At 62.1% G+C, this 25,544-nt stretch carries 15 protein-coding genes and 1 pseudogene; 11 read left to right on the top strand and 5 right to left on the bottom strand.

Translation table 11 applies throughout. The features are described from left to right. The first annotated feature begins 510 nt into the window (after positions 1 to 510). The gene (locus K7G82_RS29450) at positions 511 to 2,907 is read left to right on the top strand and encodes a peptidase M16 family protein (RefSeq protein WP_222990447.1); all 2,397 of its coding nucleotides are present in this window, start codon (positions 511 to 513) and stop codon (positions 2,905 to 2,907) included. 412 nt (positions 2,908 to 3,319) lie between these two features. Then, positions 3,320 to 4,054, top strand: a complete 735-nt coding sequence (locus K7G82_RS29445) for a hypothetical protein (RefSeq protein WP_222990446.1) — start codon at positions 3,320 to 3,322, stop codon at positions 4,052 to 4,054. A 108-nt stretch (positions 4,055 to 4,162) separates the two neighbouring features. On the opposite strand, the pseudogene K7G82_RS29440 reads toward K7G82_RS29445, so the two are convergent. Further along, positions 4,163 to 5,077: pseudogene (locus K7G82_RS29440) on the bottom strand (nucleotidyl transferase AbiEii/AbiGii toxin family protein). Beyond that, positions 5,052 to 5,648 carry a hypothetical protein gene (locus K7G82_RS29435; RefSeq protein WP_222990445.1) on the bottom strand — a complete coding sequence of 199 codons (597 nt, stop codon included), beginning with the start codon at positions 5,646 to 5,648 and terminating at the stop codon, positions 5,052 to 5,054. Before K7G82_RS29435 ends, K7G82_RS29440 begins: the two are co-directional and overlap by 26 nt. Positions 5,649 to 5,986: 338 nt before the next feature. Between K7G82_RS29435 and K7G82_RS29430 the strand changes: the two genes are divergently transcribed. From K7G82_RS29430 to K7G82_RS29410, 5 genes are all read left to right on the top strand, one after another. Continuing rightward, a complete protein-coding gene (locus tag K7G82_RS29430; RefSeq protein WP_222990444.1) occupies positions 5,987 to 9,523 on the top strand; it encodes a TonB-dependent receptor domain-containing protein in 3,537 nt (1,178 codons plus the stop codon). A 59-nt stretch (positions 9,524 to 9,582) separates the two neighbouring features. Next, a complete protein-coding gene (locus tag K7G82_RS29425; RefSeq protein WP_222990443.1) occupies positions 9,583 to 12,366 on the top strand; it encodes an insulinase family protein in 2,784 nt (927 codons plus the stop codon). Positions 12,367 to 12,397: 31 nt separating this feature from the next. Continuing rightward, positions 12,398 to 13,246: a tetratricopeptide repeat protein gene (locus tag K7G82_RS29420; protein ID WP_222990442.1), complete on the top strand. Its 849-nt coding sequence runs from the start codon at positions 12,398 to 12,400 to the stop codon at positions 13,244 to 13,246. Between the two features lie 199 nt (positions 13,247 to 13,445). Continuing rightward, positions 13,446 to 14,378 carry a HEPN domain-containing protein gene (locus tag K7G82_RS29415; RefSeq protein WP_222990441.1) on the top strand — a complete coding sequence of 311 codons (933 nt, stop codon included), beginning with the start codon at positions 13,446 to 13,448 and terminating at the stop codon, positions 14,376 to 14,378. Between the two features lie 105 nt (positions 14,379 to 14,483). Further along, complete coding sequence (locus tag K7G82_RS29410) at positions 14,484 to 15,485, top strand: GSU2403 family nucleotidyltransferase fold protein (protein WP_222990440.1); 1,002 nt, start codon at positions 14,484 to 14,486, stop codon at positions 15,483 to 15,485. Between the two features lie 212 nt (positions 15,486 to 15,697). On the opposite strand, the gene K7G82_RS29405 is transcribed toward K7G82_RS29410, so the two are convergent. Beyond that, positions 15,698 to 15,985 carry a type II toxin-antitoxin system ParD family antitoxin gene (locus tag K7G82_RS29405; protein WP_222990439.1) on the bottom strand — a complete coding sequence of 96 codons (288 nt, stop codon included), beginning with the start codon at positions 15,983 to 15,985 and terminating at the stop codon, positions 15,698 to 15,700. 157 nt (positions 15,986 to 16,142) lie between these two features. Between K7G82_RS29405 and K7G82_RS29400 the strand changes: the two genes are divergently transcribed. The 4 genes from K7G82_RS29400 (at position 16,143) to K7G82_RS29385 (ending at position 20,535) form a co-directional block, all read left to right on the top strand. Then, positions 16,143 to 17,435, top strand: coding sequence for a YdcF family protein (locus K7G82_RS29400; protein ID WP_222990438.1), 1,293 nt, complete (start codon positions 16,143 to 16,145; stop codon positions 17,433 to 17,435). A gap of 509 nt (positions 17,436 to 17,944) precedes the next feature. Beyond that, a complete protein-coding gene (locus tag K7G82_RS29395; RefSeq protein WP_222990437.1) occupies positions 17,945 to 18,082 on the top strand; it encodes a benenodin family lasso peptide in 138 nt (45 codons plus the stop codon). A 60-nt stretch (positions 18,083 to 18,142) separates the two neighbouring features. Further along, entirely contained in the window at positions 18,143 to 18,814 is a 672-nt protein-coding gene (locus K7G82_RS29390; RefSeq protein ID WP_222990436.1) for a lasso peptide biosynthesis B2 protein, read from the top strand. Further along, positions 18,814 to 20,535, top strand: coding sequence for an asparagine synthase-related protein (locus K7G82_RS29385; protein WP_222990435.1), 1,722 nt, complete (start codon positions 18,814 to 18,816; stop codon positions 20,533 to 20,535). Before K7G82_RS29390 ends, K7G82_RS29385 begins: the two co-directional genes overlap by 1 nt. Positions 20,536 to 20,677: 142 nt before the next feature. Here K7G82_RS29385 and K7G82_RS29380 read toward each other — a convergent pair whose 3' ends face one another. Together K7G82_RS29380 and K7G82_RS29375 are read right to left on the bottom strand one after the other, a co-directional pair. Continuing rightward, positions 20,678 to 22,918, bottom strand: coding sequence for an Atxe2 family lasso peptide isopeptidase (locus tag K7G82_RS29380; RefSeq protein WP_222990434.1), 2,241 nt, complete (start codon positions 22,916 to 22,918; stop codon positions 20,678 to 20,680). Beyond that, positions 22,915 to 25,536, bottom strand: coding sequence for a TonB-dependent receptor domain-containing protein (locus K7G82_RS29375; protein ID WP_222990433.1), 2,622 nt, complete (start codon positions 25,534 to 25,536; stop codon positions 22,915 to 22,917). Before K7G82_RS29375 ends, K7G82_RS29380 begins: the two co-directional genes overlap by 4 nt. Positions 25,537 to 25,544 lie beyond the last annotated feature (8 nt).

The following is a 25,544-nucleotide window of genomic DNA, read 5'->3' as shown; positions in this document are numbered from 1 at the left end:
AAGACCTATTATCAGACTGTCTCCAACTCGCCCAGCAGTGGGCACTGGTATGGTGCGCCCCGATCGGTAACCGCGTCTCTCCGCGCCAAATGGTAGGCTGTTAGCGTCTGTTGCGTCGGGGCGATCCTTGTGGATCGCCCCGAACAAAACACGCAGGTACGCGGCGCAGCCGGTGCCCGGGCCTTCGCAGCACCGCCTTTCGGGCAGATATATATTTTGCCGATCGGCAAGCTCGCTGAAGTTTGCAGTGCACTGCGCTGATCGGGCACTTGCAGGCTGCTGATTGACGCCTCGATGCTTGGAGACCGGTCTCCGCGAGAGATGCGGGTAGTGCTCCGGCCTATGTCGGAGGCCGTGCGTGGCTGCCAGGACCAGAGCTGGCTGGCCTGCCCTGACGCTGTGCGGTTCGCTCGAGCTTGAACGCGTCCGCTTTGTCTTCGGGCAAAGGCGAGGTTTTTCCATGCGCGCGATGGTCTGGGGCTCTCAGCCGGGACGCGCCTGCGTTGCTCGATGAAATTCAGAACATATTCGAAAAAGGTAACGGCCATGATATATTCGAAAGCGCGCCCCCTTCTGGTCGTCGGGGTGGCGGGAGCCCTGGGTGGTCTTGCGGCATTTGGCTATGCCAGGGTTCCGCAAGACCATGTCTCGGCGTCCGCACATGGTGGTGGTGGCCATGCGACGCCCGCAGCCTTGGCGACGTCACCATCGGTTCGCGGACCTCGGTCGTTGAGCGGCCGGTCGCCGGTCGCGGCGCAATCGACTGGTAAGGTTGCGCGGGCTGCTGTCGACGCGCGAACGACAGTATCGGGCACGCTTCCGAATGGATTCCGATATCATATCATAGGATTGCCGGACACGTTCGAGATGACGTCGGCAAGGCTGATGCTTCGCGTAGGCATGGTTGACGAGAAGGAGGGCCAACAGCAGATCGGCCATCTCATCGAGCATCTGGTGCTGACCTATTATACCGATGGGAAAGGCAAGCGTAAGCTGTTGGGCGACCTGCGCGAAAGCTGGATGCCGCGAGCCTATGCGGTCAGCGCGGGCGGTGTGAATTGGACCGATACCCGATACCATCTGGAAGCGCCCAACGGCGAAGTTGACGCTCTTTTTGAGCGGGTCAGGGAAATCGCACAGGGATCGCGCTTCACGGCCGATGAGGTGAAAATACAGCGGCGGCCGGTCGAACTCGAATTTTCGGCAAGTCCGTATCTGGATGGCTTTCAACACCGGTCATGGCGGATGCTTAACGCTATGGCCGGCATGGCGGATCATTCCGTCAATCGCTGGAAAAAGGCGTCGGAAAAATTTCCCTTCGATCAAGTGCGCGCATTCGCTGACGAATATTATGTTCCTGAACGCGAGATGCTCTACGTCGCCACGTCTTTGGACCCTTTGCTGATCAAGGCGATGATCGAGAAAAAATTCGGGAACATGAAGAGGGGGCGCACGAACGTGGCGGCATTGTCCGGTGCCTGTATCATCCGACCGGACCCTCAAATCTCCAGGGATCGCCGGCCGGTGCGGCTGTTCGTCGCTCCCGAAGGAAAAGACGTTCGCATGGTCGTCGGCGTGGGCGACAGTGGAAACATCAAGCTGAAATCCGGAGTGGAGATTGCGCCCGAGTCGGCTTGGAGCATGGTCATGGGTGCTTTGGAAAAAATGGGATATGGTCGGCAACTTGCAATGTTCCGACAGGGGGTGGTGTGGCGGATGGGAGCGCCACTTCAGATCTATCGTGTCGCGCAAGCCGGCCGGATTGCATCTCTCGTCGGTTCGGACTTGGCTGAATTGAAGGGTCTTTTGCTGGAAATCGAGAAAAATTCGTCTGTCGTGGCGTCCAATATTCCGCGCCGGGAAAAGAGAAACGAGCGGCCCAACTCAGCCGAAAATTATATCGATCAAGCGATCGCGCGCGATTGTGATAATCCTTTCCAGCGGGATATCCGAGACCTCGATAATGACGAGAAAGCCGAATATCTGAAGGCGTTCGCGACCGCCGCGCTCGACGGCAAATTGCAGTACATAGTATCGAGCGACGCTGGCCAGGGCGAAGAAGCCGTTAGGCGCATTTTGCCCGCAGACACGTTGCGGGAATTGCCGTCAAGTTCGGATGCTGCGCGGGTGTCGGATGCCGGACTCCCCGACCGTGAACTCAAATATGAAATCCAGCTTGCGAGAGGGCCGGTGAGCGCCGCGCAGCGAATGGTGGCGGATGCGTTGCTCTCGCTGCCCGACAGCGTCCCGGCGGCGGCCATGGGCAAGGAGGAATATACGCAGGAGAAATCGCGAAAGGGAGTTGTCGAATCTATAACTGAATCTGCCGCGGGAATGCGCTGGACGTTAAGCGGACGGGCATCCGCAGAGCCGCTGATGCAGGAAATCTACGAGGACCGCAAAGCGCTTTTCGCCGGGAATTACAGCGCTGACGACGTTGCGGCAGTCGCGGACAATCAATCTCTGGAATGGCTGGGTGGCCTTGCCGTGGCAATCGTCGAGAAGCGTAAAATCCCGGCGGTCTTTCAGCCGGTTTCAAAAGAATCGCTGCTTGAACTCACGTCTCTGGCTCAGCCGGCCTCGCTGGTGGAGAGTGACCTCTCCCCTGGTACGCATTACATCGGTACATCCAAAAGCCGATTTGCGCAGATAATGATGTTTTTGCGGCTTCCTGAGGATGGCACTTGGAAAAATTTGACCACAAGGGATGCGATCAGAATCGTCAGGGACAAGGCTGGCTTTGCCTATACCGTTGTTGCAGGCGACGTTAAGGTTTTGGGAGGGGTCAAGTATCAGCTTATTCAATTTGTAACATTGCGAGAAGATGCTCAAAGTGCAATTGAATGGGTCGAGGGCAATGTTAAAAATATGAACAAAGATGTGAGGTTGTATTCGTTTGTGGGCTGATATGCTGTAAATTACTCCCCTGCCGCGGCCGGGCTCGCCTGGTCGCGCTGGTAGCTCGTCTTCGTCAATTGCTCGGTCGGCGAGATCGATCGCTATTATCGGGCCGGGCGCCAGCGCATCAACGCCACAATCAATCTCGACCGGATCGACGACTGGGTGATGACGATCGCGAAATCCCAGAAGATCAGGGTGCGCCGTCTGCCGGGGGCGATCCTGGTCGGTTGAGCCGGCCGGCTGCGTCAGGGCGCGGCGGTTCTCATTCTCTGGTTCCGGTGGTCGCGCATCGAACGCGTATCACTTTGCGGTCCGAAGCACTCGTCCTGCCATGCGGCTTTCCTGACCGAGCTCGTTGAGGAGATGGTCCCCGGGCGTAGTCGGGGTGATGCTTCGGGAGGATTGAATGAGGTTCAGGATGAAACTGCTGCATGCCGCGATCGCGGCAGGGTGTGTTGCGGCCGCGACCCCGGCCTTTGCGACGCCTTATCTCAGCGGCAACTATCTCCTGCCGCTGGACAAGCCAGCCGAAGTTCGCAAAGCATATTCTGCTTGCCAGGCGCCGCCGCGCGAGCAACTCGCCGCGTTGATCGAAGCGTGCGGCAAGGCGCTGGAGGTCGAGAAGGATCCGCTGAAGCGTTCCATCCTGCTTGTATTGCGATCGCAGTCGAATGTGCTGAGCAAGGATTACAGGCAAGCGCTGTCGGACGCGCAAGAGGCGGCGCGGCTGGCGCCGGAGCGGTGGGAATCACTCAACCAGCTTTGCTGGGCATCGGCTGTGTCGGGAACCGACGTGCCGGGTGCGAAAAATGCGTGTGCCCAGGCGGTGGGGCTCAGCGGTGCGAGGACCGATGCGCGGCACAGTGATGCGATCTACAGCATGCGCACGGGGAATTGGCGCAGGGCCGCCACGTTGCTTGATGGCCTTTATGAGCAGAACGCCAAGAAGTTTTCCGAGGCGGCCTATGGGTCGGCGATAGCTGCCGCGAATTTGTCGGCCGAGTACAGGAAATCGGGTAGCGCCGAGTCGCTGGAAATTGCGAAAATCACGGACGCCAATCTCGAAAAACATATCAGCACGGCTTATAAGGACGGCGCCGGATTGGCCGAGGCGAAGAAGTATTTCGCGGATCTCGGGTTCAAGATGCCGTGATGTGACCGGCTTGAAATAGCCGCGATCCTTGCCGGCTCAGTCTGCCTGGAGTGGTCTTGGTGGGCTGAGCCGACCGTCCGCTTGCGCCGTGGCCCCCAAACGCAACCCTCAGTCGAGGCAGCGAGCCAATCGCTGCACAGCGGCGGATGCCTCCTTGAAGTCCGGCACCTCGCTTTCGCCGGCAAAGGCCATGCCGCCCACGAACCGCCGATATTCCTCTTCGTACAGTGGGTCGGCGTCCAGTTGCTCGCGCATCGCCGCCAGCTGCGCGATGGCATCACCGCCGCGATGGCGATCGGCCTCGATCGTTTCGCGGACCAGCTCCGGAAAACCGCCATGCGCGGTCGCCCGCGCCTCGAGCATCGCCAGGTCATGGATATGCCGGACGATCGTCGGATCGTCGCCCTTGGCCGCCCGATCGCGCCCGAGCATGCGCCAGGTGAAGGCGCTCAGCTTGTCCGCCGCCGTCTCGACCGGATCGACGCACGGGATTTCCCCGATCTCGGGTTAGCGACGGTGATAGTCAGTGACGAACGACGACAATGGGAGGCGGGACGTCGGCAGGCTCGGCGGCTTCGCCGACAGTTCGGCCAGGACGTGCGTCCGCAGGGACTCATGCGGTGGCAGGCGCGATGGATAGGTCATCTTGATCTGGATGAACCCATTGGCGTTGCGAGACACGACGGTTTTTTCGACGAAGCCGGCTTCGATCCAGCGCGCCACGAGTGCGTCCCGGAAATCGCCCAAAGCCCTGCGTTGCTGGCTCGCACTCCTGGCGAGGAAGGCGTCCGAGAGCATCAGCTTGAAATCAACGTCTTCGGAGAAGCGCTTGATCAGGCCATGGCCCTTGAGCAAGGCGGTCCCGCCCGAAAAGGCGGGCTGGATGTCGGCATCGCCTAGCGCGACCAGATCCTCGATCGCCCTGACGACGAACCAGTCCTTTTCCACAAAGGCTTCGTCGACCGCGAGCGCACCCGCGACCCGCCCGAGAATCTTTTCAGCGGGTGCGTTCGAGAACGACATAATGTCCATCATATCCGATGCGGCGCCGGATACGATCGCGGACAGCGATCGTGCGGCCGGTCGGGACCTGTGTCGAGCGCCCGCGATTATAGGCGTCCTCGAACGAGGAGGCGGCGATCGTCTTGCCGAGCCGCCGCAGAGCCTCGGTGGCGAGCTTCTTGATGCCGACCAACGGGGCGGGCTTGCCCGTGAACGGTGAGCGTTCGGCCTTGGCGTAGAGGCCATAGCCGATCTGGACCAGCGAGCCTTGCTCGACCTTGCGCCGCAGGGCGCGCCCCACCGCGTCATAGCTTCCAAGCGTGGCGAAGTCGCCGCGCAGGAAGACATTGCGCTTCGATTGCCGAACCTTGCGATCCAGCGCATCCGCGATCGAGCCGGCTGCCACACCGGCAGGCACCTCGTCCGCCTTTCGATACCGGCCGCGCGCGACCCGGACGAGCCGCTTCTCGCGGACGAGCTGGTTGAGCGCCCGGCCGACCGAATCATAATCGGCGGGCAGCGCCAGGTCGGTGCGCCCGAGCGTTTCACCCTCGGTGAAGCGGTCCAGGATCTGGTCGGTGAGCCGGGCCATCTGTCTGCCAAAATACGACGTTTACGACATCGATATAGGCGCGGTGGGCTTGAAACTCAAGCGAGGGGGGAGGCTGCTGCTGCGTAGGGGCTGCGCCGGCGGAAATCCCGTCACCGCTACCATCATATCCGCCCGAACCCGCCGGCCCCAAGCCGGCCCGCGCGCATCTGGCGCGCGCGCTTCTTCTTGAATCCACCTTCCTGCCTCCTTCCTGAACCTTTCTTCGAAACCACCCCCATTTTTTCACCCTTCTGCGCTCTCCCCCCATTGGGGTAACCCCACCCTTGCGCGTTGGAGAAGTAACCGCGGAACGACCCGCGGTTTATCAGGGGGATCCAATGACTGTTCGTTCAGCCTTCATGCGCGCGACCTTTTCCCATGCCTCGCGCGCCGCGCTCGCGGTGGCGCTCGCCACGCCGGCCCTCATCGCCCTGGCGCCCGCGGCCCATGCCCAGCAGGCCGCCGACGCCGCCCAGCGCTTCGATATTCCCGCCGGTGATCTGACCGCGGCACTCCAGGCCTTCTCCGCCCGCACCGGCATCCAGCTCGGCTATCCCAGCGGCCTCACCGCCGGCAAGCGCAGCGGCGGCGTCTCGGGGGAGATGAGCGCGCGCCAGGCCCTGTCGCGGCTGCTCGCCGGCACCGGCCTGTCGGCGCAGATGTCGGGCAACAATGCGACCATCGTCCAGGCCGGGGCCGCCGGCGAGGTCGCGGCGCAGGACGGCGAGCGCGTGCTCGGGCCGGTGCGCGTCGAGGGGGATCAGGGGAGCGGTGTGTATCAGGCGCCGGTGCGCGGTGAGGGCATCGCGCAGCTCGGCGGTGTTCGCGGTGGGCAGGATCAGGAGGCCGATGGGTATCGGGCGAAGGTGGCGAGCATTACGACGGGCGCTCCCGTAGCGATAGAAGATATTCCGCGTTCGATCTCGGTGGTGACGCAGGAGCAGATCGAGAAGCAGGATATTACGACGCTGGGGGATGCGTTGCGGCGGTCGCCGGGTGTGATCCTCACCGATGAGCCGACCAACGAGGGCAAGAATCAAATACTCGTCCGCGGTCTTCCGGTTACCAGCTTCGCAGTCGACGGTGTTAGCACCGGCCCAGCCCGCACTGGGGCGGCCGATACCAACTCAATGAATATATTCGGCGGCCGATTGAGCCTGGATCAATATGAGCGGGTCGAGATTGTGCGTGGTCCGAATGCGTTGTTTGCCGGGGCCGGCTCACCTGGCGGCTCGATCAATTTGGTTCGCAAGCGCCCTGGCGCTGTCCCAATGCAATCGCTCACTGTGGAGGGTGGGAGTTTTGGTAGGTACGGTGCTGTTGCAGATGTCTCGACGCCGAGCCTGTTCGGTTCGCCGATCGCATTTCGCGCAGTCGTGAGTGGTCGCAACGAAACAACGCCTTACGATGATTATCAGGCGAAGAACGCTTCGTTTTATGGGATTTTTGATGCGCCTTTGGGTGACGACGGTCGATTGGAGTGGGGCGGTAGCTACACGATAGCGAATACCGATGGGTATAGCCCAGGTGCATTCCGGGCGCTGAATGGATCGCTCCTCGATTTGCCACGTACATTCGCACCGAACATAGAAAATATCTACTCCCGGGATAGAAGCTGGAATATCTTCGGAAAGCTATTTGTCGAAGTGGCGGATGATTGGAACATAGAGATTGGAGCGGACTACCGAGGTGAGCGTGGCCGTGGAGTGTCCGTCTCTCCAGCGCTATCGTTCCGCGAAGATGGGACGGTTCCAGACGCTTATAAACCGTATAGCCAGCTGCTCATGGTCGAAAGAGTTCCAAGTTCCGGTAGCAATCTTTCGGTAATGTCGAAGATAACGGGAAAATTCGATACGTTCGGTATTAGTCATAACGTATTCTCTATGATCAGCTACTACTCGAACACAAACGGCGGACTTTCGTCTGGCGAGGCTTATACTACAGCATTTGCCCCGATCCCATCCATCGATGCTTTGAGGAATCCAGAATTTACATACTACACCGGCGTAAATGTTTTGAGTAGTTATTATATCAAGGACACGCAGAGCTCTGGATTGGGGCTTGTCATAGGTGATACGGTTAATGTCGGGGATATCGTCGAGGCCGGAATAACTGCCAGGCGAGATTCTTCCAGCTACGGAAACATCAGGATCTCCGACGACCCATTGCTTCCTCGTGGAAGTGTTATCTATCAGATAAATACATCATATCGCAACGAAACTTCTGACTGGCGTTTTGGCTACAATCTATCTCTTAAGCCCGTTCGAGGCTTTACGCTGTACGGTAGCTACGCGGACGGGTTCTACAGGCAGGATGGCTTGTATTCTAGGTCAGGGGAGGCTGGCAATTATTCTTATCAGCAGTTAGATCCGGTTTCTTATAAAAATAAAGAAGCTGGCCTGAGGTACTCCGACAAAAATATGTCGCTGAGCGCTTCGGTGTACAAGCAAAGTCAGCATGGTATTGGAAGAATTGAAGGAAATCCGATTCTGGCGTGCCCGCCAGGGATATCGGGAAGCAACTTCGCTTCTACGTGTTATGCGGTTGGGGGCGAAAATATGAAATCTAAAGGGTTTGACTTCGAGGCGAGCGGAAGGATTTCGGCTGAATTGTCATTCCTTGTAAACTATGCGTACAACAAGTCCAAGTTTTCTTCATCAAGCCCAATATCTGGTAGGAATTTTAGCGAAATATCGCCGCAAAGTTCAGGGAATATATTCATCGACTGGAGTCCGTCGTTCTTGCGTGGGGTCGATGTCCAGCTTGGGGCGAGGTATAAATCAAAGTACTATAGCACGGGATCTGTATTTATTACGGATAGAGATCCGGGTAGTCCTACATATGGAGAGGTGCTTGGATCGGAAGATTATATAGTCAATCAGAAGCCCTGGATGGTATTCGATGTTGGGCTCGGGTATCAATTGACCAATAATATATCGGCGAATGTGTTTATCCAGAACATAGCGGATAAGAAGTATTTCACGTCTCCTTCTCCATCCGGCGGATATTATGGGGCTCCGCGAAGCTTCATGGCTTCGGTGAAGTGGCAGCGGCGTGGTCTGGCTCGGCAAGATGGTCGTAGCCCCACAACGGGCCTCGCACCTTTTGGCGAGCCGTCTGACTGGTACGCCGGATTTGGTGTAGGGACCTCGCTGGCTGGAAGCATCCATGCTGTTGCTGATGGAAAAGCCCAAGATGGGATGACTCCAGTTGCTTGGAATTTTGAAACCAAGAACAAGCCAGCTTATGTGTTTCAGCTTGGAACTTATCTAACGGGCAATCTGCGCGGTGAGCTTGAGGGGCAGTATCGCAACTCGGGCTGGGGGCGGATCGGTGGGGCGGACGTCGCGCCTTATGGGGTTTGCGGCGCGGTCAACGCTGCTGCTGGACAGCCATTCGATTGCAACAAGGTGCCTGGGAAGATTGAGAGCATCGCGCTGATGGCCAATCTGATCTACGAGTTTGGTGCACGGGATGCCGTCTTCAAGCCGTTTGTTGGTGCTGGAGCGGGAATTGCACGTCATAACGTGCAGCTTTTTGGAAAGATGGCCGGAATTGGTCCCGATAGTCCCGATAATTGGCGCGCTAGGTTTGATCGGCAAGCGCAAGAACCAATTAGTGGGGTCGATGTCGGCTATGATCTGACATGGCAGGTGCTAGCTGGTGCGTCGTTGGCCCTGACTGATCGTCTGCGCCTTGACGGGACATGGCGTTACACCAGCATTCCTGGTCTGAAATGGGATACCTTCAACCTTGACACTCGGTATCGCACTTATCTGCCGCTCACTCCACGCGTGGGCACCTTCAAGGGCGACTATGATAGCCATTTGATCACCATGGGACTTCGGTGGGCCTTTGGTAGCAAAAAGAAATGAATGGGTGCCGAGCGGAGGGCGCCCCTTCGCTCGGCGAACACCTCGTCGCGGAATTTGTGATGTTAATGGCGTTTCGTCTTCAGTCTCATCTGCCTTTCATCGTATGGTCGATTTCAGGTATTTTTTTCTTAGGGGGAATAATATCTTCTTCTGTTAGCGCGCGGGAAAGCAGTAGCGATTTTGTTACATTGCTCGACCGGCATCGGGAAAGCAGCCGCGCCGGAGTTCTATCGAACGGATTTCGTTATGTCATTACTTCTGACAGTTCGCTGCCAGCTGATAAACGTAGAACTACTATCTCGATGAGACTCCATGTGAATGGCGGTGAGGCTGATCTGATTCAAGTCCCGCATCTTCTTGAGCATGTTTTGGTTCGAGAGTTCAAGACGCCGGAAGGTGACACTCTGAAATCCCCGGTAGATCTATTCAGATATTGGGGCCTCGAGGCGACCAATATCGCCAACACGGATGAGGAAGGTAATATCGATTTCCGGCTCGATGTTCCCAAGGGAAGAGAGCTTGAAGCTCTCGGTTACCTGAGGGGCATCGCGAGGAAGACGTTGCTCAGCCGCGACGACATTCTTGTCGAAGCATCAATCGTGAAGGCCGAGGCTCTTAAATCCATAGCTTGGGATCGAGAATTCCATGCGAGGAAGGTTTTTTCCCGTTTGACGTCTTTCCAGGTAGGCGATGCTTTGGCGCTAGAAGAGCGACAAATTGACAGCATCGTAAAAACTCGCCCGCACGATGTCGAAAGATATTATGAGGAGCGTTTTCGAGCGAACAATCAGACAATTTATATCGAAGGCGATCTCGACGCTGCAGCGATGGAGCAGGCGGTGCATGAACGCTTCTCGGATATTCCGGGCGGCGCTCGGCTTTCGCCTCCAGGTCGTTCTCTGCCCGATTTGGCCGAGGGAGTGATTGCGTATCTCCCTGGTCTCGATGCATGTCTCGCGGGGCTGCACCTAGGTTACAATGATCGAGATGCCGTAAATCTACGACACAAGACTGCAGTTCAACTCATCATTCAAAGCCTATGGCGCCGTGCGTTGGAGAAAAGTAGCGCGCGCAATGCATTTCCTGCGGGAAACATTCTGCTTTTGCCGCGTGAAGCCCGGAAGGGTGGGGGCGCTGGTGGGATCGATGTCGAGTTTTCGGCGCTCGTTGGAGAGTTTCCGGATGCGCTAGAGGAATTGGTCCGAACATTGAAATCCGTCGTTGCGGGAGGCAATTCGGCTGAATTCGAGCGCGTGAAGGCCGAAGTCCAAACATCTGTTCCGGGCGGCGAGGGAGGATGTCAGGACGACATTCCGGGGGCCTCGGATGGCGGGGGGCAGCTGCCCGTCAAAATGCCTTCGAATGCGGGTTGCGGAAGGAGCCTGACATCGTCGGAGATCGCGGCGGTAGCATTTGCAGATGTAAAATCGGAGTTGCAGCAGTTACTCGATCCGCGTTCGATTGGCTTCCGGGCTGTGACCCGCACTGGCGACCAACAGGTCAGCATGGCTGCGGTGCGAAAGGCGTTCGCCACAAAAGCAGCGCCTGCTCACAAGCTGACGCCTGCCATTACTCTGCCCGAACTGCCCCGGAATATCCGATTGGCGAAAGCCCCTTACGCCCTTTCGTTGAAAGCGGTGCGCGACGGGATCTTTCGCGTTTCAAACAGCGAAACACCGATTTTTGTCGAGCGAGGCGCGCCGGGAAACACGTTCAGGATCGATCTCTATGGAGCGAAACTGGAGAGTTTGGGGCAGACGTTGCCTGGCCTCGCCGACAAGATCATGGGCCTGGCACGGCTGAGCGGATTTGGTCCATATGATGCCGGGCAGTTCCAGACTTATCTCGCGAGTGCCGGGCTTCGGCTCGATATTGTCGTCGGATCCAGCAGCCGATTGACCGTCAGTGGGCCCTCCGGGAAAATGGAGGAGGGCATGAATTTGCTTGTCGCCGTGCTGAACGGTCCCAACGTGGATACAAATGTACGACGGCATTATCTGCGTCGACTTCCCGTCCGACAATGCGGCTTTAACGACATGGGCCGGGCTATCAACGCGGCGCTGCAGTCCGGGCTTCCCCCCCCATCGTCATTTGCGGAAATATGCAATGCCGCTGCGGCCTTGCCCAATGATGCTGCGTTAGCCGAAACTTGGGCACAGCTTTTCGGTGACGCGAAGCGATGGGTGATCGTCGCGCACGGATCGCAGGAAGACGAGGTTGTCGAAGGGCTTCGGACTCTTGCCGACAAATTTGGTCAGCCTCGGCACCGGCTTTCAAGTGATCTTGTACCCCAAGCTCAAATGTCGCCACAAGCCGACAATCATTATGTCGTCACCCGTGGTGAAGGTCCCGACACTGCGCTGTCCATCTACATTCCGGTCAACTTCGCGGAAAACGCTGATCGGGACGGGATGATCCGGAGTTTGGAAGCCGCCTTTCCCCTTATGGGTAGATTTTGGAAGCGTATCCGTGTGGTTGAGGCAGGTGCTTACGCGCCGATGGAATATGTGAGCACGCGCCGTGGGAGGCGAGATCACGCTCTTATTCAGATCAGCTTCGTTTGCGATCCTGCTGACTCGGAGCGGCTCATTGCGGCCACATGGGACGAGTTTGCCGCGATCCAGCGCGACGGTTTGGACGCCGATGCGGCCGCCCGTGTTCAAGCGCTGAGGCCCACCGTCGTTCGCCTGATCGATGAACTGGGTGCTCCGGAGCGTTACGCTTTGACCTCAGAAGAAGCCGCCGGGAGTCGGACTATCGTTCCGGCAAGCGTTGACGAGCTAACGAAAGCGATCCGGGCGACAAGGCGCGAGGACATGATTGTTTTCGAACTACGCCCCTGAGGGCAGTCCGATTTTTCCCAAGGATTTACTGATGTTACATTTTCCAATTCTGCATCGATCCGGTGCGATGGCTTTGGCGCTTGCGACCCTCATGGCGATGCCCGCCGCCGCTGAAACGGTGATGCCGGCCAACATGCTTCTCTCAGGAGATAGCGGTACAAATCTCGAAGCTGAGCTCAATGCCTGCGCGATGTTTCAGGATGATCTGAGCATCAACATCAAGGCATGCGATGTTGCTCTGGCTCGTCGCGACCTGAAGCGCCATGATCGCGCCAGGCTGCTGCACGCCAGATCATACGCCAAGGTTGGAGTAAATGATTTCCGCGGAGCGCTGCGCGATATCGAAAAGGCCATCAAACTGCTTCCCGGCGTTGCAGGCCAGGAAGCGCAGCAATGCTGGATTCTTGCTGGGCTCGACGAAAATCTCGATCGCGCCAAACTCAGTTGCCTGAAATCCCTGGAGCTTGGTTCGCCCAACTATCGCCTCTTCGACAGCCTGGGCCTCATTTCTTTCCGCAAAGGCGAGTTCCAGAAGGCCTTCACCTATTATGATATCGCCAGCTTTAACGGGACTTGGACCCCGGCCGTATATGGCAAGCTTCTCTCTATCAAAGCGTATCTGGCGCTCTCCGATGAGCAGATCGCGCTCGGCAAGAGGAGTCTGCAAGCCGACGGTATCGGGAAAGTCGAAGAGTTGAACGATCCGGCGGGCTTGCGCCAACTCTTTGGCGGACATCTGAAGGTGGCCGAGAGCGCCTTCTTGAAATTCAGCGAAAAAGAACAGCGCGAAGCGCGGGCCTCGTTTGAGCGATTTGGACTCAGCGAGACCACGGTCGATGCTGCCGCCCGCAAGATCATGGCTGAGCATCCGCTCCGCTGACCACGCACGGTGCATCAGGCGTCAGCCCGTGGTTGATGCGCATGCTCCTGAAGAAATAGCCTGTCTTCCTCCTCCCTCATGCGAGGGATGGCGCCGCCGTCCTTGTCCCCTTAACCTCATCCGTTCTTGACCAGTCTCCCTCTCACGCCTGCCGCCTCCCTTGCCAAACCCGCAGCCTTCCGCGAGAATCCTTGCTTCGATGCGTACCGACCTTTCCCATCTTCCGGCCGCCAAGCAGCGTGATCTCGAACGCGTTATCGCGATCCTCTTCGAGGAATTCGGCGACGCCACCGCGCTTGCCTCGGGGGAATGGAAGAAGAAGGGGCGGATTCTCAAGATCATCCTCTACGGCAGCTATGCGCGCGGCGGCTGGGTGGATGAGCCGCATACAGCCAAAGGCTATCAGTCCGATTTCGATCTCCTCATCATCGTGTCCGATCCAAGGCTGACCGATCCGGTCAAATTCTGGGAAAAGGCCGAGGAGCGGCTGACTCGTGAGTTCGGCATCACCAGGACGATCAGGACGCCGGTCAATTTCATCGTCCATACCCTCCAGGAGGTGAATGACGGGCTGGCGCATGGGCGGTATTTCTTCATGGATATCGCCCGCGATGGCATCGCTCTGTACGAGAGCGAAGGGAGTGAGCTTCATAGCCCGAAGCCTAAGACGCCTGAGCAGGCGCTGGCCATGGCCAAGGAATATTTTGAGGAGTGGTTTCCGGCCGCAGCCGACTTCAAGGAAAGCGGCGAGTTTCTGGCCGAGAAGGGCCGCTATAAGCGCGCGGCTTTCCTATTCCATCAGGCCACTGAGAACCTTTACCACTGCGTGCTGCTGGTCAGCACATTCTACACGCCGCACGTCCACAATCTGGGGTTTCTCCGGACGCAGGCCGAGCGGCTCGATATCCGCCTCGTCGATGCTTGGCCCCGCGAGCAGCGGCGGGAGCGTGCGATGTTCGAGAAACTCAAGGACGCCTATGTGAAGGCGCGATACTCGAAACATTATCGCATCACTCAGGAAGAGCTTGTCTGGCTCGGCGAACGCGTCGAGGCGCTTGGCGCGATCGTCCACACCATCTGCGGCGAACGGATCGCGGCGCTCGCCGCCGCTACCACCGAGCAAACCTCCTGAACCCCTTTGCGCCTTCTTCCGGCACGAGATGGGACTGTAAATAGCTGAAAATGCAAATTTAACCCGCAATTTTGAAATTTCTGGATTTGCGGGTTAAAACGCGCCATGGCCTTTGAGAATTTTTCTGATGAGCAGGCGCGGACCATCGTCAACCTGGCGCAATCCTATGCGGCCTGGATGGACGCCGAACGGCGTCTGGGCGCGCTTCCTTACGACCTGAAAATTCGCGAGATCAACGGCACGCGCTACCTGTATGAAACGAGGGATCGGAGCGGCAACGGCAAAAGCCGTGGCCCTCTCGATGCCGACAAACAGCGCGATTTCGATCACTACCGCGAGGAAAAGGCCGACGCCAAGGACAAGCGCGACGGTGCCCGGGCGGGCCTCGAAGAAAAAACCAGCCTCTACCGCGCGCTGCGCCTGCCGATGTTGCCCAGTCAGGCGGGCCGCATCTTGCGCGAAGCCGACCGCCGCGGGCTGCTCGGCCGCGACATTCTCGTCGTCGGCACCAATGCCGTCGGCGCCTATGCGCTGGAGGCCAACGGCTTCATCCGCGATGCGCCCGAGGAAACCGAGGATTTCGATCTTGCGTGGATCGGCATGGAAGCGGAGGAAGGCGCACGGCCTTTGTGGGACATGCTTAAAGCGGCGGACAGCTCCTACACCGTCAACACCGAACGCCCGTTCCAGGCCCGCAACCGCGATGCCTATGAGGTCGAGATCCTCGTCGCGCCGTCGCGCGCCGGCGGCATGTTCCGCACCGACCAGCCGATCCCCGTCCCGCTGCCCGAGCAGGAATGGCTGTTGCTCGGCGAACAGGTCGATCAGATACTCATCTGCCGCGACGGAACCCCGGCCCGACTGGTTGTTCCCGATCCCCGCTATTTCGCGCTGCAGAAACTGTGGATGTCCGATCAGGTCAAACGCCATCCGCAAAAGCGTCCCAAGGACCGTAAGCAAGGAATGGCTCTCCTCGACGCCGTCGCCCGCGCCATGCCCCGCTTCAAACTCGACAATGAATTCACCGCCGGTCTCCCCGCCGAACTCCTCCCTTATTTCGACCAATGGCGCGCGCAGTGGAAGCAACCCGAACGACCCGACTGGTAAAGCTGACAGTCCCGGCGTAAGGAGTGAGAATGTCGGGAACGCAGGAAATTTGAGCGTGAGGCCGCGGGGACGCGGCCTGCCATTCGGCATTTTGTCCGCCCTTGGCGGCTGACCCGAGTTCTGGCTCGAAAATCACCATCTTGCAAAGCGTGGATCGCGGTACTTGCCGCCGCTGCGGAACCCTCTGCCTGAAGCACTCCGGAATCAGGCCATCAGCGCACGGTCGCACGATCCCCGGCCTGTCGGCCCAAACCGCTGATAAACCCGTCGAGCGCGTCCTCCGCGACATCCACGAAGCGTCCGGCTTCGACATCGTTCCAGCCGGCTTGCGCTGCTGTCCGCAGCGCTTCGAGCCGCGCGGCATTCTCGGCCGCGTCATGCTCGACCAGCCTTAATCCGTCCCGCAGCACCTCGCTGGCATTTTGATAATGCCCGGATTTCACCAGCCTATCGATCGACTGTGACTGGCGATCGGTCAGGACGACGTTGCGGGGTGGCATGGCTGCATCTCCAATAGCCGAGGCACCATAGCGCATTTGGCATCTGCCAACACATGCCCGTCGCGCATTCGAGGTTAGCGAAAGGAGATCGTATCGCAGCACTGCGGGGACCGCCGCCTGGTTCGTTTGAAGTGCGAACACGAACAACCCGGTGGATATGACCCGACCCTTGATCACGGCGAGAGCCGCGCTGACCCTGGCGTTCGCGCCTGTCGCGATCGCCGCCTTGCCCGCCGCCCATGCACAGTCCGCATCCTATCGGCCGCTCGTCTCCGCCGAGCCATTGCAGGACCGCATCGCCTATCTGCTGACTCTGTTCGAAAAATCTCCCGAAGTTCAACACGTCTTATTCCGCGATCCAGCGCTGCGCGCGGTCCGCGACCGACTGGTCGAGACGCGCTCGGCGGTGCAGGCCGCGTGCGCGGCGGCCGATGCGACATCATGTCCCGTCGAGCGACTGATGCTGGGCGAGGGGGAGATCGAGACTGTCGCCTCGGTGCTGGTCCGGCTGGCTGTTTCCGATCCCGCTGTTGCGTCTCTTGTGTCCGGGCATGTCCGTCCCTCCGGCCGCTATCAGCTCCATGCCCATCTTTCCGATCCCGAATTGCTTGCCGCCGCCTGGCGCGATGCCGCGCGCGCGATCAATCGCGTCTACCGCCTCTACGCGCTGGGCGAAAAACCCGCTTACCCCGCGATCGACGGTCTCGACCGCGAAGCCGCTTTGCCGCGTTTCCAGGGGCGATTGGGCGATGCGCTGGCCATGCGTGCCGCGCTTGGTAGTGGGAGCGGATATTTCGGCTCGGTCTGGTCCGTCTATGCCGTCGACCTGCTGATCCTCGCCCAGCGCGACGAGGCCGCGCGTTACGAGCCCCTCGATGCCGGCCTGAACAGGACCGCCAACCACTTCGCCCGCGGCCTGCGCTGGGGCCGCTACCGCTACAGCGCCATCCTCGTGCCCGGCAATGGTCTCGAGCCCGGCGAGAAATCCCTGTCGGCGATCGCGGTCCTCCGCCTCCGCCTCGCCGCCGAACGCTGGCGCGCGGGGCAGGCGCCGCTCATCATCCTCTCCGGCGGCCACGTCCACCCCAACCGCTCGCCCCATGCCGAGGCGATCGAGATGAAGGCGGTGCTGATGAAGCGCTACGGCGTGCCCGAACGCGCCATCCTCACCGATCCCTATGCACGCCACACCACCACCAATCTGCGCAACGCCGTGCGGCTCCTCTTCCGCGCCGGAGCCCCCATGGACAAACCGCTCCTGGTCACCACCAGCGTCTGGCAGACGCAATACATCGCCGACCCCGGCAAGGACGGCCTCGCCGAACGGTCCCGCCGCGAACTCGGCTACCCGCCCTATAGCGACCCCCGCACCATCTCCCCGGTGGAAGCCAGCGTCATGCCGGATCTCCGCGCACTTCACACCGACCCCAACGAACCCCTCGATCCCTGAAGCTTTACCGCGCGCGCCCAACTGGTCGCCGCACAACCCGCGCTGCTCCCGCAGGGATCACCGCGCCCCGCGCGGGCGATGCTTCCGGCGTCCCACATATCGTGAGACGGAATGAACGGAATCGATGCACCGGGTGCCGCTTTCGTGCTCGTTGCAAGCCTGCTGCGGATATCGGTAGCTTGCTCGTTTGGACTATACCGGCGGCAAGCCGGACAACTGACTGGGGGGCGGCGGTCGCGCGTTGCCGGTATCCGGCGGGCGGTTATTCCCTTTCCTGCCCTGGTCGGACCGGTTCTGGATCGCCGCCCTTTTATTGTCCCTTTTTCGAGAACGGGTGCGTCGTTTCGCTGGCGCCGGAGGAGGGCTGGCGTTGGCGCTCGGATCCGGCGCCCGGCGGGATCGGCCTGTCCGCCGACATTCGCTCCATCGGCGGACTATAGAGTTCGTATAAGGCTTGTCCGGGTCCAGCCTTTCCATGCCGCCATCCCGGCGGCGGAAAGGAGCAAGTCATGAACCGTCAGACCGAAACGCTCGACAGCGTCACGCTCGACCTCGGCGTCGCCAGCCTCGAAACCCGGGGCTTCGGCAAGGGCCAGCGCGATGTGCCCGACGAACAGGATCCGGCCTCGGGTCTTTCCGACGACTGATCCGTGACGGGTGCGCGGGAGGCTTCGGCCTTCCGCGCACTTTTTTCATGTGGGTGCGCCATGGGCCTTCGACTTCGATCCGGTTTGTCCTTCTGCGTCGCTGAGAATCGCGCGATCTTCCTCGATCTCGCGCGCGACCGCTATTTCGCGCTGCGGGCGGACGAGGAGCGCGCCTTTCTGGATTTCGCCATGGCTGGCGGGACGACGGACGGGGCGGACATATGTCCGTCGCTGGCGCGGCTGGTCTCCGCCGGGTTGCTGGTCGAGGGTGACCTCGAGGGCGGGGGCGCGGGCGGGATCGTGCCTGTGATCGCCGAGCCGGTTTGCCGGGACTTTGTCGGTCGCGACGATGCCGTCCTGTCGCGCAGGGCGGTCGCGCTTGCGCTGGTCTGCCAGCTCCGCGCCGGCCTTGCCGTGCGCGGGCGGCCGCTTGGCGCGCTCGTCCGGCGTGTCCGGGGGGTGCCGCTGCGTGGCGGCGGCGAGCGCGTGCCCTTTGGCAATATCGTCGCCGCGCACCGGCGCGCCGATCTATGGTTCTCCGTCCATGACCGGTGTCTCGCCAAGTCGGTCGCGCTGTTCCGGGCGCTGCGCCGCAACGGCACCGATGCACGGCTGGTCTTCGGAGTCTCGGCGCGGCCCTTCGCCGCGCATTGCTGGGTGCAGCTGGGCGACAGGGTGCTGAGCTGTCCGCTCGATCAGGCGCGGCTCTTTACTCCCATCCTGGTCGCCTGATGTCGCCGCGCTGGATCCTGGCGATCGGCGCCGACACGGGCGGGCGGCGCCAGATCGAGACGCGCGCCGGCCAATGGGGCCTCGTCAATCGCTGCGAGACGCGCGGGTTCACGCTGCTTGCCGATCTGACCTTGCCGGTGCCGGCCGATGGCGTTGCCGGGCTGGCGGTGGTCGGGCGCCTGTTCGGGAGCCAGGATTTCTCGGCCGTCGGGCGGCTGGGGGACGAAGCGGCGTCGGCGATTGCGGGTGATCCGGCCTCGGTGCTGCGCGATCGTTACTGGGGCGGCTATGTGGCGGCTGTCTGTGATTCCGCATCGGGCGAGACGCGCTTGCTGCGCGATCCTTCCGGTGCCGTTCCGGTCTATTGGGCGAAGCTGCCGAGCCTCTGGATCGTGTCGGGCGATGCGCGGCTCCTCTGCGATGTGATCGAGACCCGCATCGCTATTGATTATACGTCGCTCGCCGCGCGCCTCTTCTTTCCCGGCCATCATGGCGCGCGCACCTGTCTTGCCGGCGTTACCGAACTGCTTCCCGGCGAAATGCTGACGATCGGGCGGAGTGCGTCGGCATCGTGCTGGTGGCGGCCCTCGGACCATGTGCGCGATCTCGGGATGGACGCATCGGCGCTCGAGGCGGTGATCGACCGGACCGTCCATGCGCTTGCCGGCCGCCATCACCGCATTGTCCTGACCGTCTCGGGCGGGCTCGATTCCTCCATCCTGGCTTCCAGCCTTGCCGGCCAGCCATGCCCCGTCGACCTGTTGACCGTCGCCAGTCGCGATCCGCGTGGTGACGAGCGCGGCTATGCCGGGATGCTCGCACGATCGCTCGGCCGGCCGCTTGCTTCGCGCTGGTATGATCATGGCGGGATCGATGTGCGCTTGCCCTCGGTCGAGCATCCGCCCTGGCCGGGGGCGCGGACCTTCGCGCAAGGCTATGACCGGCTGCGCCAGGCCCATGCCCGCGCGCTCGGCGCCGATGCGATCTTCAGCGGCGACGGCGGCGACAATGTCTTCGGGCTCACCATGTCGGCCGCGCCCGTCATCGATCGGCTGATGGCCGAGGGGCCGCGGGCGGCGATGGCGAGCGCGGCGGATATCGCGCGCCTGACAGGGGTCGGCATTCCCGCGGTCTGGCGAAGCGTGGCGGGGCGGATGCTGCGCCGTGGTCGGGGCATGTGGCGCGAGGATGCCGCGTTCCTGACGCCCGGGGCGGTGCGGCTGGCGAGGCGACTGCCCTTTCATCCCTGGCTGGAGGAATCGCGGGGCCTGCCGCCGGGCAAGCGCGCGCATATCGCCTCGCTGGTCCGCGCGCAGCGTTACGCGGAGGGTTATGCGCGCGGCCCCGCCGAGGCGGTGCTGCCCTTGCTTGCCCAGCCGATCGTCGAGGCCTGTCTCTCCATCCCGAGGTGGCGCTGGTGCGAAGGCGGCGAGAACCGGGCGGTCGCGCGCCGGGCCTTTGCCGGGCGGCTGCCCGAGGCGATCGTCCATAGGCGCTCGAAGGGCGGGCCCGATGCGTTTTGCGTCGAGATCGTCGAGCGCAATCGCGCAGGCATCCGTGCGCATCTGCTCGACGGGCTGCTTGTCCGCGAAGGGCTGGTCGACGGGGCTTCGGCCGAGGCGTCGATCGCGTGCGGAGAGGCGGAGCGCGGCGACGTCCATCGCATCCTCGCGCTGGTCGATGCCGAGGCCTGGGCGCGGCACTGGAGCGGGGCAGGCTGACAGGCGCGCAGGCGATGCGGATCCGTTCGTGTTGATCCGACGGGATCGGTCAATGAGAGCCGGCTGTCGCAAGGGGCGTGATCGATGGACGGCGTGCCTATCGATCACGATCATGGGCAATGATGATCGATAGAATTGCCCTTTATCGATCATTGCGCATCTGGGGCTTGGGTCCTGCCACGGAGATCACGCCGATCTGCGTGCCGGGTTGTTCCGCCGACGGCCCGGCCTGCACCTTCATCGCCCGCCAGCGCCGGTATTGCGCGGAGAGGGCGGGCGCGGGATCCTCCTTGTCCTTCAGCCAGAAATCGAACCAGGCGAGATTGCGCTCATAGATGGCGAGCCGGTGGGCGGGCTGGTATTTGATATGATGCTCGTCGGGAAACACATGCATCTCGACCGGCTTGCCTGCTTGTCTGAGCGCCCAATAGCTCGACAGCGCACCCAGAAATTCGTCGTCGGCGAGGTTCATCAGGATCGGCGTCGTGATCCTGCCGGCATTGATCGAGAGCGCGACGGGCGACCAGAAGCCGTTGGACGGCTCGCCGGGTCTGGGGAGGCCGCCCTTGGCGACGGCGTCGATCTGCGCTTCGCCCAAGAGCGGCACCAGCCCGGGATCGAGGCAGCAGCTGCTCATCGCCGCGGCGGCGAAGCGGCCGCCATCGATCAGCGCCCAGGCGAGTGTCGTCGCTCCATCGCTGAGCCCGGTGATGCCGATCCGGTCCGGGTCGATTGGGTAGGTCCTGAGCGCCAGCGCGATGCCGCGTTCGAGCGACGACTGGACGCTGCGGCGCTCGGCATGTTCGCCCGTATCGCTTGTGGTCGCGTCTTTGGCGTCCGTGGCTCTGCTGCCCGTCTCTTTGGCGCCGGCGGTGGTCAGATTGGCGTCGGCGATGTTCGCGTGTGGGTCGGTAGGGGGCAGGACGGCGAGATGGAGCGGGCGCTGGAAGCTCAGCACCGCATGGCCGTGCGCGGCGAGCGCCAGGATAGGATATTCGTCGCCGGTCCCGCCGCGCAGGAACCCCCGCGAACCGTACTGGACGATGACGAGGGGATAGGGAGCCTTCTGGTTGCCTTTAGGCAGGACGATATCGCCGAACGTCTCGATGCCGTTCTCGTTGGTCCAGTAGTGGCGCTTGAGTACGGGTTTTTCGAGCCGGTCGAAGCCGGGATTGGGGTTCCAGAGCGGAGAGGTTTTTCCGGTGCTGCCGTCGATCTTGACGATGCGGCGAGGACTGAGTGAGGCTTCGGTGAGGCAGATCGCGTCGTCCTGTGCGGCCGGGCGGCAGCCGATCAGCAGGTCCTCGGTGGTGGTGAGCGTCCTGGGTGCGCCCTTGCCCGGGGACCAGCGATGGAGCGCCAGCGCCTGGCGTGCCTTGCCCTGGCGCTTGAGGAAGAAGAGCGTGCCCGCATCCGACCACCAGAAATCGACGATCTCGCCGCCGCACAGGTCGCAGCCATGATCCTTGCCCGCCACTCTGGCGGTCAGCCGCCGGTCGAGGAAGCCCGAGCCTGGCATCGTCCAGGCGAGGCGGTCCTCGGGGCCGGTCGCGGCGGCGAGGGTGGTTTTGGGCAGTGTCGGTGGGATGCGGTCGAGGCCTTTGGTCTCGGTGTCGGTCGCCGGGCGGATCCTGGCCGTTGTCGTGTCGATCGCGAAATGACTGGTGGTGATGCCCGCCTCGCGCGGGAAGGGCGTGCGGCCGGTCAGCGGGCGGAAGCGTTCGTCGAGGAGATGGCCGGTTTTCGCTTCCTCGGCGATTTGCGCCTTTGCGGCGAGTTCGCCGGTGCGGCTACCGAAGACGATGGCCTGTCCGTCGGCCGACCAGATGAATTGCTCGACGCCCGCCGGATTGGTCGTGTCGGTGGTGAGGGCTTTGGGGTCTTTGCCGTCGATCCGGGCGAGCCAGATCTGCGCGGCTTCGCCCGTCCGCTTGAGCCAGGCGATATGGCGTCCGTCGGGTGACCAGATTGGGGTGATGATCCGGGGCACCCCGCTTTCCGGCAGCGCATGGCCGAACAGCTTGTAGCGTTCGCGGATCAGGTCGCCGCCCGTGTCGAGCAGGCGCGGGGGCTTGGGCGCGTGTGTGTCGCTTGCGAGATCGATGAGGACGAGGCCCTGGCAATAGCTGTTGGTCGGCGGATCGGCGCGCCTGAGGATGAAGGCGAGGTGCCTGCCGTCGGGCGAAAGGCCGAGCGGGCTCGGCAGGTCGACCCGGTCGCCCGGCTGGCCGATATCGCGCAGCGTCGCGAGATCTTCCGCCGTGACCGGGCGTGGTTTGATTTTGCTCTCTGCCGTGGGTGGCAGCAGGTCGCCGCAGGCGGCCTGGGCTGATGCCAGGCTCGCCGCGGTGACGAGGAGCGTTGCCGCGAGCTTCGGGCTCATTGCCAGCGCTTGGTGATCGAGAAACCGACAAAACGCCCGATCGCCGAATAATTGGTCGAATCATAGGGCACGAACTGGACACGGTCGGTCCGGATCGTCGCGGGCTTGTCGTTGAGGAGATTCTGGACGCTGAGCGCGAACTCCATATTGTCGGTGGCGCCGGTGCCTTCATGGGTGCGGTAGCGGACCGTCAGGTCGAGGCTGGTCTGCCCCGCGACCTGGACATGGGTGGCCGTCCGGTCGTCGGTCACCTTGCCGATATGGCCGAGCCAGGCCGCGACGCTCAGCCCGCCCTGCTCATAGACCGCGCCCGAGCGCAGCCGCCAGTGCGGGCTGTTGAAGATCGTGCCCGCGACCTGGAGAAACGGCTGGCCGTCGAAGAGCTGGCGCTCGCTCTCGATATAGCTTGCCGAGGCCTGGAGCGTGAGCGCGGCGTCGTCGTCGAGCTCGGCGCGGTAGCGCGCGGAGATATCCGCGCCGCGTGCCTTTTGTCGCGCGACATTGGTGTAGCGGTTGTCGACGATGCCGAGCACGCGCGCCGGGTCGTAGGCATTGCTCGTGAGGTTGTTGAGCCCGAGGCCCGACAGCGCGATCGCCGCCTGTTGCTGGGCGAGGCTGGGCGCGAGCGTCACGAACGCGGCGTAGAGCGGGTTGGAGAGGATGCCCGTGGTCGAGGCGATCGGGGTCACGACGCGTTTCGAATAGGCGATGTCGAAATAGCTGAGCTCGAGCGTGAAGCCGGGGAGCGCGCGCGGGGTCAGGCTCGCGGTCGCGGTCCAGCTCGTCGAGCGTTCGGGGACGAGGTCCGGATTGCCGCCCGAGAGATAGAGCATCGTGCTGCCGGCGGGCGCGCCCGCGACATTGAGCAGCGCCGTGTCCTGGCTCAGGAATTGCTGGTAGAGCGTCGGCGCCTTGAACGACTTGCCCCAATTGGCGGAGAGCTTGAGGTCGGGCGAGATCGTCGCGATCACCCCGAGCTTGGGCGTCGCGACCTCGCCCATGGCGCGGTAATTCTCGTAGCGGAGGGCCGCGCTGAGGCTGAGCCGGTCGAGCATGGGGATCGCCATGTCGGGCGACACCAGCGGCATGAACAGCTCGCCATAGCCGTACCAGCTTTCCTGCGCCGCGCTGAAATCGGAGACCGTGGTCGCCGCACCCACGAAGCTGATCCGCCTGCGCTTCTGGTCGAAGCGGTTCTCGCGGTATCCGCCGCCGAGAGCCAGCCGGACGCCGCCCGCCGCGAGGTCGAACAGCTTGCCGTCGGCGGCGAGGTCAATGGACGTCAGTGAATTGCACATGCAGATGCGCGTGTCATACTGGTCGACGCCGCCGGTCGCGTAGATGGTCGAGAGATGCGCCTTGTCCTCGGCGCGGACGAGGCCCGCGCTCACCGCCCAGCCGCCGATCTTCGCGTTCAGCTGCGGCGCGATCGAGAAACGCTCGGAGCGCGCCCGGCTGATCGTCCCGTAAAAGTCATAGGGCGCCGTCGCCGAGAAGGGCGCCTGGATGACATGGGTGCGCTCATTATAGAGCAGGTCGGTCGAGACGGTGACGCCGCCGCCCAGCGACTGGTGCAGGCTGGCGAGCGCGCTCGTCGAGCGCATCTCGGGATAGAGCGTCGCCGTATCCTCCTGGTTGGCGGTGTAGCTTCTGTTGCGCGCGAGGATGGCGCTGCTGTGGCTCCGGTCGACCGCTGCCATGAAGCCGCCGCTGGACCATTTCGCGCCGCCGAGCAGGCCATATTGCTGTTCGACATCGCCGCCGTCGGTGGCGGCGCCGAAGCGTGCGTTCGCCGACACGCCTTCATAGTCGCGCTTGAGCAGGATGTTGACGACGCCCGCGATCGCGTCCGAGCCGTAGAGCGCCGAGGCGCCGTCGGCGACCACCTCGACCCGGTCGACCGCGTCCACCGGGATCGCCGAAATGTCGATCGCATTGCTGACCCCGCCATAGGCCATGCGCTTGCCGTTGAGCAGGGTCAGCGTCGCATCGGGGCCGAGGCCGCGCAGATTGGGGCTGGAGCCCGAGTTCACGTTGACATTGTCGGCGCCGCGCACGCCGCCGCCGACGCCCGGATTCTGGCCGCCGTTGAAATTCTGGGGAATGGCGCGGAGCGTCTGGCCGAGATCGCTCTGCCCGGCATTGCGGATATCCTCGGACGTCAGCCGGATCACCGGCGAGGCCGGCGGGGCGCCCCGGATGCGCGAGCCGGTGACGACGATGTCGTCGCCGCTTGCGGTTCCGTTTGCAGGGCGGCGCACGACGATCGTGTCGCCCTCGCGCTCGGCGACAAGCCCGGTGCCCGCGATCAGTCGCGCGATCGCCGCGTCCGCGCCGAGCCGGGCATTGAGCGCGGGCGCGCTTCTGCCCGCGACATCCTCGCTGGCGAAGACGATCTCGAGTCCCGTTGCGCGGCCGATGGCGAGCAGCGCCTCGCCGAGCGGCTGGGCGGGCAGGTTCCAGGCGATGAGCGGCGGTTGTGACGGACGTGCCTGTTTTGCCGTTGCGGGTTCTTGCGACTGTCCGCTGGCTGCCGCCTGTACCGGCATGGCCGCGGCGAGCGCGGTCGCGGCGATGCCCGCCATGAGCGCGGTGCGCCCGTCGAGATGGATATGCATGAAACCTC

Source organism: Sphingomonas colocasiae (assembly GCF_019880585.1).
GTDB classification, from domain to species: domain Bacteria; phylum Pseudomonadota; class Alphaproteobacteria; order Sphingomonadales; family Sphingomonadaceae; genus Sphingobium_A; species Sphingobium_A colocasiae.
The sequence above is the reverse complement of the archived record's forward strand: the minus strand, read 5'-3'. Positions and strand labels throughout refer to the sequence as shown.

What these genes read in the sequence shown, in the direction of transcription:
- K7G82_RS29450 (WP_222990447.1), top strand. Translation starts at nt 511, where the DNA reads ATGAAATTCAGAACATATTCGAAAAAGGTAACGGCCATGATATATTCG.
- K7G82_RS29445 (WP_222990446.1), top strand. Translation starts at nt 3,320, where the DNA reads ATGAAACTGCTGCATGCCGCGATCGCGGCAGGGTGTGTTGCGGCCGCG.
- K7G82_RS29435 (WP_222990445.1), bottom strand. Translation starts at nt 5,648, where the DNA reads ATGGCCCGGCTCACCGACCAGATCCTGGACCGCTTCACCGAGGGTGAA.
- K7G82_RS29430 (WP_222990444.1), top strand. Translation starts at nt 5,987, where the DNA reads ATGACTGTTCGTTCAGCCTTCATGCGCGCGACCTTTTCCCATGCCTCG.
- K7G82_RS29425 (WP_222990443.1), top strand. Translation starts at nt 9,583, where the DNA reads ATGTTAATGGCGTTTCGTCTTCAGTCTCATCTGCCTTTCATCGTATGG.
- K7G82_RS29420 (WP_222990442.1), top strand. Translation starts at nt 12,398, where the DNA reads ATGTTACATTTTCCAATTCTGCATCGATCCGGTGCGATGGCTTTGGCG.
- K7G82_RS29415 (WP_222990441.1), top strand. Translation starts at nt 13,446, where the DNA reads ATGCGTACCGACCTTTCCCATCTTCCGGCCGCCAAGCAGCGTGATCTC.
- K7G82_RS29410 (WP_222990440.1), top strand. Translation starts at nt 14,484, where the DNA reads ATGGCCTTTGAGAATTTTTCTGATGAGCAGGCGCGGACCATCGTCAAC.
- K7G82_RS29405 (WP_222990439.1), bottom strand. Translation starts at nt 15,985, where the DNA reads ATGCCACCCCGCAACGTCGTCCTGACCGATCGCCAGTCACAGTCGATC.
- K7G82_RS29400 (WP_222990438.1), top strand. Translation starts at nt 16,143, where the DNA reads ATGACCCGACCCTTGATCACGGCGAGAGCCGCGCTGACCCTGGCGTTC.
- K7G82_RS29395 (WP_222990437.1), top strand. Translation starts at nt 17,945, where the DNA reads ATGAACCGTCAGACCGAAACGCTCGACAGCGTCACGCTCGACCTCGGC.
- K7G82_RS29390 (WP_222990436.1), top strand. Translation starts at nt 18,143, where the DNA reads ATGGGCCTTCGACTTCGATCCGGTTTGTCCTTCTGCGTCGCTGAGAAT.
- K7G82_RS29385 (WP_222990435.1), top strand. Translation starts at nt 18,814, where the DNA reads ATGTCGCCGCGCTGGATCCTGGCGATCGGCGCCGACACGGGCGGGCGG.
- K7G82_RS29380 (WP_222990434.1), bottom strand. Translation starts at nt 22,918, where the DNA reads ATGAGCCCGAAGCTCGCGGCAACGCTCCTCGTCACCGCGGCGAGCCTG.
- K7G82_RS29375 (WP_222990433.1), bottom strand. Translation starts at nt 25,536, where the DNA reads ATGCATATCCATCTCGACGGGCGCACCGCGCTCATGGCGGGCATCGCC.